The following is a 13,843-nucleotide window of genomic DNA, read 5'->3' as shown; positions in this document are numbered from 1 at the left end:
AGCCGGGCATGCAGAGCCGCGACGCCACCCACGACTGGGCCGAACGCGCCGGTGGCATGGTAGTGCTCGGGGTGGCCACGCTGGTGATCCTGCTGGGGCTCTATCCCACGCCGATGATCGACTGGGTCCACTGGGTCGCCGGCAACAGCGCCTACTGACGCTTCGGGGGCTGTTCTCACCCACATGCAAAAGCGCCTCTTCGGAGGCGCTTTTTCTTGGGCGTTCAGCGGATCAGACGAATGAAGCAGGCGCTGATAAGGCGCGCTCAGGTGGGATCGTCATGGCGCCGGTCATGGCGCGCCAGACCGATACTGACGCGGCAGGCGGCGGGCAGATGGACATCGACGGCGACCGGCAGGTGGTCCGAGAACATGGCGTCGAGTACCCGCGAGCCTTCCGGCTTGAGCGAGGCCGACAGCAGGATATGGTCGAGCGCGCGTCGCGGCTGCCAGGCGGGATAGCTTGGCAGCGGCTTGAGCGGTTCGAGTTCGAGGGCGTGGCAGAAGCGGGCGTGGCTCTGCAGCTGCTCGGGGGTGCAGTTGAGATCGCCCATCACCACCACGTGGCGCAGCGGGCGAATGATCTCACCGAGATAGTCGAGCTGACGCGCCCGCCCGCGCTGGCTCAGGGCGAGATGGGCGACGAACACGTGCAGCGCGTCGGGGCCGCTGCCGTAGCGCGCGTGGATAGCGCCGCGGCCGCGCATTCCGGGCAGGCGGTGCTCGTCGATCTGGTTGGGCGAGAAGCGCGAGAGCAGGCCATTGCTGTGCTGGGCGACCCGACCCAGATTGCGGTTGAGCTGCTGGAAGTGGTACTCGAAGTCCGAGCGCCGGGCCAGATACTCGACCTGGTTGACGTGGTTGGAGCGGAAGCTGCCGCCGTCGACCTCCTGCAGGCCGACGATATCGAAGCCGGCCAGCGCGCCGGCGACCCGGTCCAGGCGCGAACTGCGCTTGGGGTGCGGCAGCAGGTGCTGCCAGCTGCGGGTCAGATAGTGGTGGTAGGCCGAGGTGTGAATGCCGACCTGCAGATTGCAGGTCAGCAGCTTCAGTGTCGGCGCGATCTCGCTGGCGGGCGTCGAGGCGGCTATGGACATGGTGTCACTTGGCCTCCTGGCGCTCCTCGCGCACCTTCTCGATCAGCGCGCTGGCGATTTTCGGCATGTTCTCGAGCGAGCCGGCGGAGTCCGGGGTCACCACATAGTGGTTGTCGACGATCAGGTCGGGCACGCCCATCAGCTGATACGAGCGCATCTTGGCCACCGCCTGCTGGATCTGGCTCTTGACGCCGAAGGAGTCGAGCGCCTTGAGCGCCTGCTCCTTGGTCACCCCGTAGTGGGTGAAGAACTCGGCGATGTCATCCTCGTCGGTCAGGCGCTTGCCCTGCTTGTGGATCGCATCCATGAAGTCCTGGCGCATCTCGTGCTCGATGCCCAGCGACTTGGCGGCGTAGAAGGCCTTGGCGTGCTGCTCCCACACTTTGCCCAGCGGCGCCGCCATGCGGTCGAACTCGACGTCGTCGGGGAGGGTGGCGACCCACTCGTTGAGCGGCTTCTCCAGCGCGTAGCAGTGCGGGCAGCCGTACCAGAACACCTCGGTGACTTCGATCTTGTTCGCCGGAGCCTCGGACTTCATCGGTTGATCGATGACCTGATAATCCTTGCCCTCGACGATGCCGGCGGCCATCACGGCGCCGGAAAAGGTGAGACCTGCCATTAGCGCCACAAGCGACTTGATCATGCGTGTACTGCTCCTGATGGATCGAAAACGGACGTCTCGACGCGGGATCGTCTCGGCGGCGAGCTACTCGGGTTTGAGCGCCCGGGATGACGGAGGTTCCCCGCTCGCCGCGGCCGACGTCTCCTCATGTCACTGAGGGTAGCCTGCCAGAATGACAGGGAAAAGTAGAGGGGCACAGTCGGGGAGACGCCTGGTGCGCCGGGCGCTGGCGCCGCACTCGCCGGTGGCACAGGCGTGATACACTGCGCGCGACCGATCACGCCCGCCCGCAGAGCCCTTGCCATGACCTCGACGCCCCCGCGCCGCAACTACCAGACGGCCCGCTTTCTGATCAGCGCCCCCAAGCTTGCGCTGTGCCCGCCGGACGATGGCGTCGAGATCGCCTTCGCCGGGCGCTCCAACGCCGGCAAGTCGAGCGCAATCAACGCGCTCACCCAGCAGAACGCGCTGGCGCGGACCTCCAAGACCCCTGGGCGGACCCAACTGATCAACTTCTTCGGTCTGGAGAACGGCGACACCCTGCGCCTGGTGGACCTGCCCGGCTACGGCTACGCCAAGGTGCCCGAGGCGATGAAGAAGGAGTGGCAGTCGCATCTCGCCGACTATCTGCGCAGGCGCAGCGGCCTCGCCGGCCTGATACTGCTGATGGACGTGCGCCATCCGCTGAGCGACTTCGACATCCAACTGCTGGAGCTGGCCGATGCCCGCGAGCTGCCGGTGCATATCCTGCTGACCAAGGCCGACAAGCTGAAGCAGGGGCCGGCGAAGGCCTCGCTGCAGCAGGTCAAGCGCCAGCTCGCCGAGTGGGAGGATCTGGTCAGCGTGCAGTTGTTCTCCGCGCTCAAGCGCCAGGGGCTCGATCAGACCTACGCGATGATGGATCGCTGGTTGGCCGCGCGCTGAGCCTGGGGCGCCGGCGACGCGCGGCTCTCACCGCGGTTCGCTAGTTGTCGCTCTGGCACCTTACGCCTCTCGATCGATCCGTTCGACCACCGCCGGCAGCTCCCTGACATGGGTGATCCGCGTCACCCGCGGCGGTAGTTCGCGCTCTCCCTCCTGCTTGGCGTCGATCCACACCGCGTGCATGCCCAGGCGCTGTGCGGCGAGCACGTCCTCCTGCCAGTGATCGCCCACGTGCAGCGCTCGGTGCGGCTGGGTGCCGAGACGCGCCATGGCGGTGAGAAACGGGCGGGTGTCGGGCTTGGGGGCGTGCATTTCGCCAGCCAGGATGATTACGTCGAAGTAGTCGCCCAGCGCCAGACGGCGGACGTCGACATTACCGTTGGTGATTACCCCCAGGCGGTAGCGCCGCGCCCAGGCCTCGAACATCGGCACCACTTCCTGGAAGGGCTCCACCGCGTGGCGCAGCTGCATGAAGCGCTCGAAGCCGGCGGCGGCCCAGCGCTGCGCCTCCGCCTCGGGTAGGCCATGCTCGCGCAGCAGCTCGAGCATGGCGCGCTCGCGAATCCAGCTATGGTCGCCGCGGCTGAGCGGGAAGCGCTGCATCAAGCGCTGGCGCACCTGCTGATAGGCCTCCAGCGGAAAGGTCTCGGCCAGGCGCCGGTCGTCGGCCTCCGGCCGGGCGTCGATCTGCTCCAGCAGCCAGGCGTAGTGGGTGGGTTCGGCATGGGCCATGACCGGCCCGTTGTGCCACAGGGTGTCGTCGAGATCGAAGGTGATGGCGTCGAGTGGCATGGCGATCAGGTTTCGTCGTGGGGGGCACCCGGCTTGCGCCGGGCCCGCGGGTGGGCTTGATCGTAGACCTCGGCGAGCTGCTGCCAGTCGAGCCGGGTATAGATCTGGGTTGTCGAAAGATTGGCATGTCCCAGCAGTTCCTGCACCGCGCGCAGGTCCTGGCTCGATTCGAGCAGGTGGCTGGCGAAGGAGTGACGCAGGCGGTGCGGGTGCAGGTGTTCGGGCAGGCCGCGGCGCTTGGCGCACTCGGCCAGCCGGCTCTGGATCGCACGGTGGCCGAGCCGGCCGCCGTGCTGGGCCAAGAACAGCGCGCGTTCGCCGTCGCCGGCGAGCGTGCTGCGTATCCCCAGCCAATCGTGGATGGCCGCTGCCGCGCGGCGCCCGACCGGCACCTGACGCGGCTTGCCGCCCTTGCCCAGCACGCGCACGTGGCGCGCGTCGAGGGCGTCCAGATCGAGCCCCGCCAGTTCCGCCAGGCGCAGCCCGCAGGCGTAGAACAGCTCGAGCATGGCTTGATCGCGGATGGCCAGCGGATCGCCATCGTGGGGCGTGTCGAGAAAGCGGCCGAGCAGGTCGACATCGACCGGGCTAGGCAGATGGCGCGGCTGACGTGGCGCCTGGGTCAGCTTGACCGGGTTGTGGTCGAGCTCGCCCTGGCTGACCAGGAAGTCGGCGAAGCGCGACAGCGCCGCGCGGCGCCGGGCCAGGGTGCGCGGCGCCAGGCCGCGGGTGCGCTCGTGGGCCAGAAAGCGGCGTATCAGGGCGACGTCGAGTGCCTGCCAGGTGGCGATGCCCTGAGCCTCTAGCCAGGCCGCGAGCTGAGCCACGTCGCGCCGGTAGGCGTCGAGCGTGGCCGGACTGGCGCGCCGAGCCAGGCGCGCCAGGAAGGCGTCAAGCGTCGCCTGCATGGGGGCGCTCGGCGCGTTTGAGCAGGCGACTGACTACCTCACCAAGATACTCGGTGAAGAGGGTGTCGAGGGTGGCCCGGAAGTGCTCACTGTCGTGGCTGGCCAGGATCAGAAAGCCCAGCGTCTCGCCTTGGGTGAGCCGGGTGATGGCGCAGGAGCCGACACCCTCTGGGGCTTGGCAGTGGGGCAGCAGGTGCGCCCAGTCGTCCTGCGACAGTGTGGTGCAGCGGCTGCTCTGCTCGTTGAGCAGCAGTTCCAGGCGTCGTCGCGCCTCGGCATCGAGGCGAAAGCGCGGCGGCTGCCACTGGCGCGTGTCGCGGGGCGTGGCGTGGCACGCTGGCGGAGCTTCCAGCCACAGCCCGATGGCCTGAGTGCGGAAGCGCTCGGCGAGCTGGGTCGACAGCGCCTCGGCCAGGGCGTCGGCATCTTCGGCCTCGATCAGTCCCAGCACCAACTCACGGGTGCGCCGATACTGCGCCTCGTTGTAGCGCGCCGATTCGAGCAGGTTCTCCAGCCGCCACTCGGCGCTCTCGGCACGCTGGCGCAGATCGACCACCAGGCGTTCGAGCAGCGAGACGGCGCCGGGGATATGCGGATGCGGCACCTTGAGTTGCTGCAGCAGCCCCTCGCGCCCGACGAAGAAGTCGGTGTGCTGGGCCAGCCACTCGGCGACCCGGTCGGGGTCGAGCGTCTGACGTGGCTCGGGGACCTGGGCACGTGACATGCGGCTGTTCTCCTGTCGTCCCGGGTGAAGTCGTGGCAGGGCGCCGTGTGGCGGGCGCCCGGTCTCACCGGTGGTTGTCCGATCGTTGTTATAGGGCCGGCAAGGTGGCCGGCGCACGGCGGCGGCCGGGTTCAGCTCAACGGCACGCGCCCCTCGAAGACCCGCTCGGCCGGGCCGGTCATAATCATCGGGGCGTCGCCTCCGGCCCACTCCAGGGTCAGCCGCCCGCCGCGCAGGGTCACCTCGACCGGGCTTGCGAGCACGCCGCGGCGGATACCGCAGGCCACCGCTGCGCAGGCACCGGTACCGCAAGCCAGGGTCTCACCGGCGCCGCGCTCAAAGACGCGCAGGCGGATGGCGTGGGGTGACTCGATCTGCATGAAGCCGACATTGACCTGACGCGGAAAGCTCGGGTGGCGCTGCAGTGCCGGGCCGAGGGTCTCGACCGGGGCGCTGTCGACATCCTCGACCTCGATCACCGCGTGCGGGTTGCCCATCGAGGCGACGCTGAGCGCCAGCGCCTGGCCCTCGACCTGAAGTTCATGCAGCGGGGCGTCGTGCTCGGCGCTGAAGGGTATGGCAGCCGGGGTGAAGCGCGGCGCGCCCATATCTACCCGCACCCTGCCATCGGGGTCGACCTTGAGCGTCAGCGGCCCGCCCAGGGTCTCGACGCGTAGCTCGCGCTTGTGGGTCAGGCGCTGATCGATCACGAAGCGCGCGAAGCAGCGCGCGCCGTTGCCACAGTTCTCCACCTCACCGCCGTCGGCATTGAAGATACGGTAGCGAAAATCCATGTCGGGCTGGCGCGGTGGCTCCACCAGCAGCAGCTGGTCGAAGCCGATCCCGAAGTGGCGGTCGGCGAGGCGGCGGATCTGCTCGTCGCGCAGGTAGGCGCGCTGGCTGATCAGGTCGACCACCATGAAGTCGTTGCCGAGACCGTGCATCTTGGTGAAATTCAACAGCATCAAGACGTCTCCGGCAGCCGCGACTCCAGCGCCCAGAGCGATGCCAGCGACTCGCGCTGGCGTACCAGGTGGCAGTGCTCGCCATCCACCAGCACCTCCGGCGGGCGGCCGCGGCTGTTGTAGTTCGAGGCCATGACGAAACCGTAGGCGCCGGCGGCGTGCACCACCAGCAGGTCGCCCTCGGCCACCGCCAGCTCGCGCGCCTTGCCCAGGAAGTCGCCGCTTTCGCATACCGGGCCGACCACGTCGTAGCAGGAGCTCGGGCGCGGGGCGCGGGTGTCGACCGCCTCGATGCGCTGCCACGCCTGATAGAGCGAGGGGCGAATCATGTCGTTCATGCCGGCGTCGACGATGGCGAAGTTCTTGCTCTCGCCTGGCTTGAGGTACTCGATCCGGGTCAGCAGCACGCCGGCGTTGGCGGCGATCGAACGGCCCGGTTCGAAGATCAGGGTCAGCTCGCGTCCGGCCAGGCGCTCGCGCACCGCGGCCACCAGCGCCTCGGCCGGCGGCGGCGCTTCGTCCTGGTAGACCACGCCGAGGCCGCCGCCCAGATCGAGATGCTCGAGCACGATGCCGCGTTCGGCGAGGCGATCGACCAGCGCCAGCAGGCGGTCGAGGGCGTCCAGGAAGGGCGAGAGCTCGGTGAGCTGGGAGCCGATATGGCAGTCCACGCCTACCACCTTGAGGTGCTCACGCTCGGCCGCCCAGGTGTAAAGGTCGAACACCTCGTCGGCGGCGACGCCGAACTTGTTGTCCTTGAGCCCGGTGGAGATATAGGGGTGGGTGCCCGCGTCGACGTCCGGATTGACCCGGATCGAGACGTTGGCCACCTGCCCGCGCTCGGCGGCGACACGTTCGAGGCGCTCAAGCTCCGGGCGCGATTCGACGTTGAAGCACTTGATGCCGACCTCCAGCGCCCGTGCCATCTCATCGGCCTGCTTGGCGACCCCGGAGAAGACCACCTTGGCCGGATCGCCGCCGGCGGCCAGGACGCGCTCCAGCTCGCCCTGGGAGACGATGTCGAAGCCGGCGCCGAGACGCGCCAGCAGGTCGATCACCGCCAGGTTGGAATTGGTCTTCAACGCATAGCAGACCAGATGTGGCATATCGCCCAGGGCATCGCTGTAGGCGCGGAACTGACGGGTCAGCGCAGCGCGCGAGTAGACGTAGCAGGGCGTGCCGTAGTCGGCGGCGATCTGCGCCAGCGGGACCGCTTCGGCGTACAGTTCGCCGTCATGCCGAGGAAAGGCTTCGAACGTCAAGGCATTGTCTCCGCCTGGGGTGTCTGGGACCGAGTCTGGGACTGAGTCTGTGGCAGCGGCCGGGCCTTGGCGCCGTCGCTGCGCGGTGCGGCAGCGCCCGGCTGTGCTTCTGCGTGGGCGCCCTGGGGATCGTAGGTCTTGGCTGCCTGGTCGTTCTCGGGCAGATAGAGCGGCCCTTTCTGGCCGCAGCCGGCCACCGCCAGCCCGATCAGGGTAAGCAGGGCGGCGAGAAGCAGATTACGCGACATGCGGGGCCTCCTGAAGCGCGTCGAGGGCGGTGCGGGCGCGGCTGGCGGCGGCGCGCACCTGATCCGGGGCGGTGCCGCCGATATGGTTGCGCGCCGCCACCGAGCCTTCCAGGGTCAGCACCTCGAAGACGTCCGCGCCGATGGTATCGGAGAAGCGCTGGAGCTCGTCGAGGGACATCTCGGAGAGATCCTTGCCCGACTCGATGCCGTAGGCCACCGCCTTGCCGACGATCTCGTGGGCATCGCGGAAGGCCACGCCGGCGCGCACCAGATAGTCGGCCAGGTCGGTGGCGGTGGAGAAGCCGCGGCGCGCTGCCTCGAGCATGTTGGCGCGCTTGGCGCGCAGCGCCGGCGCCATGTCGGCGAAGGCGCGCAGGCAGCCCTTGACCGTGTCGAGGGTGTCGAACAGCGGCTCCTTGTCCTCCTGATTGTCCTTGTTGTAGGCCAGCGGCTGCGACTTCATCAGCGTCAGCAGGCTCATCAGGTGGCCATAGACGCGACCGGTCTTGCCGCGCACCAGCTCGGGCACGTCGGGGTTCTTCTTCTGCGGCATGATCGAGGAGCCGGTGCAGAAGCGGTCGGGCAGATCGACGAAGTCGAACTGGGCGCTGGCCCACAGCACCATTTCTTCGCTCATGCGCGACAGGTGCATCAGCAGGATGCTGGCGAAGGCGGTGAACTCGATCGCGAAGTCGCGATCGCTGACCGCGTCCAGCGAGTTCTCCGCCGGGCGCTCGAAGCCCAGCAGCTCGGCGGTGACGTGGCGGTCGATGGGGTAGGTGGTGCCGGCCAGGGCGGCGGCACCCAGCGGCAGCACGTTGACCCGCTTGCGGCAGTCGTAGAGGCGCTCGTGATCGCGCGCCAGCATCTCCTGCCACGCCAGCAGATGGTGGCCGAAGGTCACCGGCTGCGCGGTCTGCAGATGGGTGAAGCCGGGCATGATGGTGTCGGCCTCGGCTTCGGCCAGTTCGATCAGGCCACGGCGCAGGCGCGCCAGCTCCGCCGCCACGGCGTCGATCTCGTCGCGCAGGTAGAGGCGGATGTCGGTGGCGATCTGATCGTTGCGCGAGCGCCCGGTGTGCAGCTTTTTGCCGGTGATGCCGATCTTGTCGGTGAGCCGCGCTTCCACGTTCATGTGGATGTCTTCCAGCTCGACCGACCATTCGATCTCGCCGCGTTCGATCTCGGCTTCGATCTCGCCCAGGCCCTGAATGATGCGATCACGTTCCGCCTCGGTCAGCACGCCGACCCGGGCCAACATGGTGGCGTGGGCCACGGAGCCGCGGATGTCGTGGTGGTAGAGCCGCTTGTCGAAGGAGATCGAAGCGGTGAAGGCGGCGACGAATGCGTCGGTGGGCTCGCTGAAACGTCCGCCCCAGGATTGGTTGGTTGCCTGCGTCATCGAATACGAACTCTGCCTAGGTTGACCGGGTATGGGTGCCGGGTGGCCGGGTGTGATCGCGGGTCGCGCATGGCGCGCGCGGGCCGGCGAAACGCTGTCTGGAGTGTACCAGAGTCGTGGCCGCGTGGGACGGGGGCGAGCGCCGCCGGGGCCGGTTCGAGGGGGCGTGATTTTTCCTGGCAGGATGACTGCTTTATCATGCCTACAAGATTCGTGCCGACGAACGTTCTTGGTCTCGAAGAGCGTACTTCGTGGCGACGAGCGTACATCGCGCGGCGGGTGGTCTTTGCCCCCGCGCCCCAGACTCCGGAGATCCGCGTGCTCGACGCTAACAGATTGAGAATCGCCACCCGCAAGAGTGCGCTGGCGCTATGGCAGGCCGAACACGTCAAGGCGCTGCTGGCTCAGCAGCACCCGCAGCTGGAGATCGAGCTGGTGCCGCTCTCCACGCGTGGTGACAAGATCCTGGATACGCCGCTGGCCAAGATCGGCGGCAAGGCGCTGTTCGTCAAGGAACTGGAGGAGGCGATGCTCGACGGCCGCGCCGATCTCGCCGTGCACTCGATGAAGGACGTGCCGATGCACTTTCCCGATGGCCTGGGGCTGTCGGTGATTCTCGAGAGCGGGGCGCCGACCGACGCCTTCGTCTCCAACACCTACGCGAGCGTCGATGCCCTGCCCCAGGGGGCCCGAGTGGGCACGTCCAGCCTGCGCCGCGGGCTGCAGGTGGCGGCGCGGCGTCCGGATCTGGAAGTACTGCCGCTGCGTGGCAATGTCCAGACTCGCCTGGGCAAGCTGGATGCCGGCGATTTCGAGGCGATCATTCTGGCCACCGCCGGGCTCCAGCGTCTGCAGCTGGGCGAGCGGATCACCGCCGAGCTGTCACCGGAGGAGAGTCTGCCCGCCTGCGGCCAGGGCGCACTGGGTATCGAATGCCGCCATGACGATGCCGATCTGGTGGCGCTGCTGGCGACCCTGGATCACGGCCCCACGGCGACCCGGGTGCGCGCCGAGCGCGCCATGAACACGCGTCTCGATGGTGGTTGCCAGGTTGCCGATCGGCGGATGCAGTGCTCGAGAACGATGGCGCACCCTGTGGCTGCGTGGTCTCGTCGGGCATCCGGATGGCTCCCAGGTGCTGCGCGCCGAGGGGCGCGGCTCGGCGATGGAGCCGGAAGCGCTGGGGATTCGTATCGCCGAGTCGCTGCTGGAGCAGGGCGCCGGTGACATCCTGGCCGAGGTCTACGGTAACGGCTGATGACTCGGGTCCTGATCACGCGCCCCGGTGAGCGTGGCGCAGTGCTGGCGCAGACGCTGCGCGCGGCCGGCTACGAGCCGGTAGCGCTCGATGTGCTGGCGTTCGAGCCGGTGGCGCTGTCGTCCGCTGCGCGGTCGCTGGTGCTCGACCTCGACGCTTTTCAGGGGATCATCGTGGTGAGCCCGCAGGCGGGCGTATCTCTGGCCGAGGCGATTGGGTCATACTGGCCGCAGTTACCCCAGCGGCTACGCTTCTATGCAGTGGGCCAGGCCACGGCGGCGACCCTGCATCAGGAACTGGGGGTACCCTGCGTGCTGCCCCCGGCGGGTGCCGGCGAGCATAGTGAGGGGCTGCTCGAGGCGCCATCCCTGCGGGCGGTGGCGGGCAAACGCCTGCTGCTGGCCCGCGGTGAGGGGGGGCGCGAGGTACTGGCCGAGCAGTTGACGGCGCGCGGCGCGCAGCTCGATACGCTGACGCTCTACCGCCGCCGCTATCGTCCGCCGGCACCCCCGGCGGCAACCTGGCTGGCCCAGGGCGACTATGCGGCGCTGGTGGTGACCAGCGGGGAAATATTGCAACATCTGGCCACTGGGTGTGGCCCGATAGCGTTGAACCAACCGCTAATCGTCTCGAGTGGACGGTTGGCTACACTGGCGAGACAGCTGGGATTCGGCTCGCTTCACGTGGCGTCCGGTCCTGCGCCGGAGGCACTGGCCGCGGCGGTGACTGCGCTGCGCGCGAGCTGACCTCGTGCGCGCGGCGGTGCCGGGCTCCCGGCCCGCCGTCAAGCGCCGGTTCGATCCTGCTCCGATGGCAGCGTCGCCAACCCGACGCGCCGTCCGGGCGCCACCTTCGATCAGGGTGATCACGAGTAAAGGCAGCGTAGATGAGCAAGCAACGAAACGATCAACAACCGCAGTCGGCCTCCGCTTCCGACAATCCGGCCGACGGCGACGCTCGGAAAGCCGAGCAGGACAAGACCGCTTCGTCGACTGCCGCGTCGACACCCCACCGCTGCCGATACCGCCGGCCACACCGATCCGGTCAAACCGGACGTGACACAGCCGGATGCTAGCGGCGAACCCAGCACCTCCCGCGCCAGCGGCAAGGCGGCCAGCACTGCCAAACAGGAGCGCGCCCAGACTGACGCTGCCAAGAGCAAGGCGAGCACCAAGGCTGCCAAGCCGGCCGGACCACTGTCGCGCGATGGCGGCGGGGCAGCGTCTTCCAGCGCCAAGTCTGGCGGCAGCGGCGGTGGCGGGCGCGATGGTGGCAGCGGTGGCGGCGAGACCAAGAAGGGCAAGAGCGGCAAGCTCGGCCTACTCGCGCTGATCCTGGTCATCGTGCTGGCGATCGCCGTGGCTTTCATTGGTTATCGCGGCTGGCAGCTGCTGCAGCAACAGCAGCAGAAGCTGGATCAGGTCCAGTCCAACCGCGGTGCCATCGACGATCTGAGCGCGCGCGTCGGCGATCTCGACCAGAACCGCCAGCAGTCGCTGAAGATGATGCGCGGCGAGTTCGACCAGTACCGCCAGAGCCTCGACAAGACCCTGGACAAGGTGCTGGCGGAGCTGGCCAAGCAGCAGCAGGCCGATCCGCGCGAGTGGCTCCACGCCGAAGCCGAGTACCTGCTGCGCCTGGCCAACCAGCGGCTGCAGCTGGAGCGTGACGTGCCCGGCGCCAAGGCGCTGCTCGAGGCCGCTGACGCCCGCCTGCGCGAGGCTGACAACCCGGCGCTGGTGCCGATCCGCCGCGCGATCCAGTCGGAGCTGGCTTCGCTCGACTCGGTGCCGGTGATCGACCGCACCGGCATCTACCTGGCGCTGATGGCGCAGCAGGAGCAGCTGGCCCGCCTGCCGCTGAAACAGGACATCGAGCAGATCGCCGCCGGCAAGGGTGACGCCCAGCCCAGCGGCGGCTGGCGTGAGCAGCTCGCCACCCTGGGGCGCGAGCTCAAGGATCTGGTCACCGTGCGGCGCCACGACCAGCCGCTGGAGGCGCTGATCACCCCTGAGCAGGAGTCCTATCTGCGCCAGAACGTGCGCATGCTGCTGGAGCAAGCGCAGCTGGCGCTGCTCAAGGCCGAGCCCAAGCTCTATCAGGCCAGCCTGGGCAAGGCGATCGAGCTGATCAAGGGCTATTACGACACCGACAATCAGGGCGTCGAAAACGCGCCGACAAACTCTCCTCGCTGCGCGACGAGAACGTGCGCCCGGAGCTGCCGGACATCAGCCAGTCGTCGCAGCTGCTCAAGCAGTTCATCGAGAAGCGCTTCGGTAACGGCACGGGTGGTAGTAACGCGAACGGCGGTCAGGCGACGCAGAACGGATCGGCACAGGGAGAGGGCGCATGAGAAAGCTGATCCTGCTGATCGTCTTCGGTCTGGCGGTCGGCGCGCTGTTCGGGCAGTTGATGCAGTCGCTGCCGGGATACTGGTTCATCCGTGTCGGCGATACCTCGATCCAGACCTCGTTCTGGTTCGGCTGCGTGCTGCTGCTGATCGCCTTTCTGGTGCTGCACTTCGGCCTGCGTGCGCTGATGCGCCTGCGCCGGCCGATGAGCCGGCTCAAGGTGTGGAACAGCCGTACTCGTCACCGCACCGCCATGAAGCGCACCGTGCGTGGCCTGGTGGCGCTGGCCGAGGGGCGTTGGAAACGTGCCGAGAAAGCGCTGACCAAGGCTGCCGACGACTCCGGCACGCCGCTGGTCAACTATCTCTCGGCGGCACTGGCAGCGCACTATCAGGGCCGCTACGAGCAGGCCGACGTGCTGCTCAAACGCGCCCACCACAGCACCGAGGGCGCCGATACCGCGGTCGGCCTGGTGCAGGCGCAGCTGATGCTCGACCGCCAGCAGTTCGAGGAGGCGCTGGCCACCCTGACCCGCCTGGAGCAGCAGCTGCCGGAGCATCCGCAGGTGCTCAAGCTGCTCAAGCAGGCCTATCTCAGCGTCAACGACTGGGACGGCCTGCGCCGGCTGCTACCGCGGCTCGACAAGCACCGCCTGATCACCGACGACGAGCGCCGCGAACTCGAGCAGCGCGCCAACCGTGAGCTGCTGATCCACGCCGCCCAGCAGGAGGGCAACCTGCAGCGGGTGCGGGCACTCTGGGCGGACATGCCCGATGCGCTGCGCGGCGACGTCGAGCTGGTTCTGCTCTACAGCGACGCGCTGATCAAGGGCGGCGAGGAGGGTGATGCCGAACGCCTGCTGCGCAATGCGCTCAAGGAGCACTGGGACACGCGTCTGGTGCTGCGCTACGGCCTGCTCAACGTCGACGCCGCGCGCCAGTTGGCGTACGCCGAGAAGTGGCTGCAGGAGCGGCCCAACGACCCCGATCTGCTGCTCACCCTGGGCCGTCTCTCGCTGCGCAACGCCTACTGGGGCAAGGCGCAGGAGTACTTCGAGGCGAGCCAGCGCCAGCGCCCGAGCGGGGTGGTGTGTGCGGAACTCGCGCGGCTCTATGCCAACCTCGGTGACCACAGCAAGAGCCAGCTCTACTACCGCCAGAGCGTCACGCTGCTGGACAAGTCGCTGCCGGCGCTGCCCCAGCCCAGCGATGTGACGCGTTGATCGCTGCCACCGATTGCTCTCCTGGGCGCCCGCGGGCGCCCTTTTTTGTCGCCGAGAGGCGCTCACCCA

The 13,843-nt window shown here is 68.3% G+C and carries 13 protein-coding genes and 2 pseudogenes; 6 read left to right on the top strand and 9 right to left on the bottom strand.

Annotation, left to right across the window (positions count from 1 at the left end):
- Window positions 1-265: 265 nt before the first annotated feature.
- Window positions 266-1,096: an endonuclease/exonuclease/phosphatase family protein gene (locus tag CN538_RS05995; protein ID WP_106418855.1), complete on the bottom strand. Its 831-nt coding sequence runs from the start codon at window positions 1,094-1,096 to the stop codon at window positions 266-268.
- Between the two features lie 4 nt (window positions 1,097-1,100).
- Entirely contained in the window at window positions 1,101-1,739 is a 639-nt protein-coding gene (locus tag CN538_RS05990; protein WP_106418854.1) for a thiol:disulfide interchange protein DsbA/DsbL, read from the bottom strand.
- 282 nt (window positions 1,740-2,021) lie between these two features.
- Between CN538_RS05990 and yihA the strand changes: the two genes are divergently transcribed.
- Entirely contained in the window at window positions 2,022-2,642 is a 621-nt protein-coding gene (gene yihA, locus CN538_RS05985; RefSeq protein WP_106418853.1) for a ribosome biogenesis GTP-binding protein YihA/YsxC, read from the top strand.
- A 60-nt stretch (window positions 2,643-2,702) separates the two neighbouring features.
- Here yihA and CN538_RS05980 read toward each other — a convergent pair whose 3' ends face one another.
- The 7 genes from CN538_RS05980 to argH form a co-directional block, all read right to left on the bottom strand.
- Window positions 2,703-3,434: an HAD family hydrolase gene (locus tag CN538_RS05980; protein WP_106418852.1), complete on the bottom strand. Its 732-nt coding sequence runs from the start codon at window positions 3,432-3,434 to the stop codon at window positions 2,703-2,705.
- 5 nt (window positions 3,435-3,439) lie between these two features.
- Window positions 3,440-4,342 (bottom strand): tyrosine recombinase XerC, encoded by a 903-nt coding sequence (locus tag CN538_RS05975; RefSeq protein ID WP_106418851.1) that lies wholly within the window; start codon window positions 4,340-4,342, stop codon window positions 3,440-3,442.
- Window positions 4,326-5,066, bottom strand: coding sequence for a DUF484 family protein (locus CN538_RS05970; protein ID WP_106418850.1), 741 nt, complete (start codon window positions 5,064-5,066; stop codon window positions 4,326-4,328). Before CN538_RS05970 ends, CN538_RS05975 begins: the two co-directional genes overlap by 17 nt.
- Window positions 5,067-5,197: 131 nt before the next feature.
- Window positions 5,198-6,031 (bottom strand): diaminopimelate epimerase, encoded by an 834-nt coding sequence (dapF, locus tag CN538_RS05965; RefSeq protein ID WP_106418849.1) that lies wholly within the window; start codon window positions 6,029-6,031, stop codon window positions 5,198-5,200.
- On the bottom strand, window positions 6,031-7,293 hold the full coding sequence (gene lysA, locus CN538_RS05960; protein ID WP_106418848.1) for a diaminopimelate decarboxylase: 1,263 nt from the start codon (window positions 7,291-7,293) through the stop codon (window positions 6,031-6,033). Before lysA ends, dapF begins: the two co-directional genes overlap by 1 nt.
- On the bottom strand, window positions 7,290-7,541 hold the full coding sequence (lptM, locus tag CN538_RS05955) for an LPS translocon maturation chaperone LptM (protein ID WP_106418847.1): 252 nt from the start codon (window positions 7,539-7,541) through the stop codon (window positions 7,290-7,292). The genes lysA and lptM overlap by 4 nt, the downstream gene beginning before the upstream one ends.
- Window positions 7,531-8,943 (bottom strand): argininosuccinate lyase, encoded by a 1,413-nt coding sequence (gene argH / locus CN538_RS05950; protein ID WP_106418846.1) that lies wholly within the window; start codon window positions 8,941-8,943, stop codon window positions 7,531-7,533. Before argH ends, lptM begins: the two co-directional genes overlap by 11 nt.
- A 318-nt stretch (window positions 8,944-9,261) precedes the next feature.
- Between argH and hemC the strand changes: the two are divergent.
- From hemC to CN538_RS05930, 5 genes and pseudogenes are all read left to right on the top strand, one after another.
- Window positions 9,262-10,201: pseudogene (hemC, locus tag CN538_RS05945) on the top strand (hydroxymethylbilane synthase).
- Window positions 10,201-10,947, top strand: coding sequence for a uroporphyrinogen-III synthase (locus CN538_RS05940; protein ID WP_340638278.1), 747 nt, complete (start codon window positions 10,201-10,203; stop codon window positions 10,945-10,947). The pseudogene hemC and the gene CN538_RS05940 overlap by 1 nt, the downstream one beginning before the upstream one ends.
- Before the next feature lie 756 nt (window positions 10,948-11,703).
- Window positions 11,704-12,309 (top strand): annotated as a pseudogene (locus tag CN538_RS22075) (uroporphyrinogen-III C-methyltransferase); the annotation flags it as partial.
- A 98-nt stretch (window positions 12,310-12,407) separates the two neighbouring features.
- Complete coding sequence (locus tag CN538_RS22070) at window positions 12,408-12,554, top strand: hypothetical protein (protein WP_242495585.1); 147 nt, start codon at window positions 12,408-12,410, stop codon at window positions 12,552-12,554.
- Window positions 12,551-13,774 (top strand): heme biosynthesis HemY N-terminal domain-containing protein, encoded by a 1,224-nt coding sequence (locus tag CN538_RS05930; protein ID WP_106418844.1) that lies wholly within the window; start codon window positions 12,551-12,553, stop codon window positions 13,772-13,774. Before CN538_RS22070 ends, CN538_RS05930 begins: the two co-directional genes overlap by 4 nt.
- Window positions 13,775-13,843 lie beyond the last annotated feature (69 nt).

Origin of the sequence: Salinicola tamaricis, from assembly GCF_003006155.1 — a bacterium.
In the GTDB taxonomy this organism is placed as follows: domain Bacteria; phylum Pseudomonadota; class Gammaproteobacteria; order Pseudomonadales; family Halomonadaceae; genus Salinicola; species Salinicola tamaricis.
Note: the sequence above shows the minus strand (reverse complement) of the source record. Positions and strands in the feature narration are given on the sequence as shown.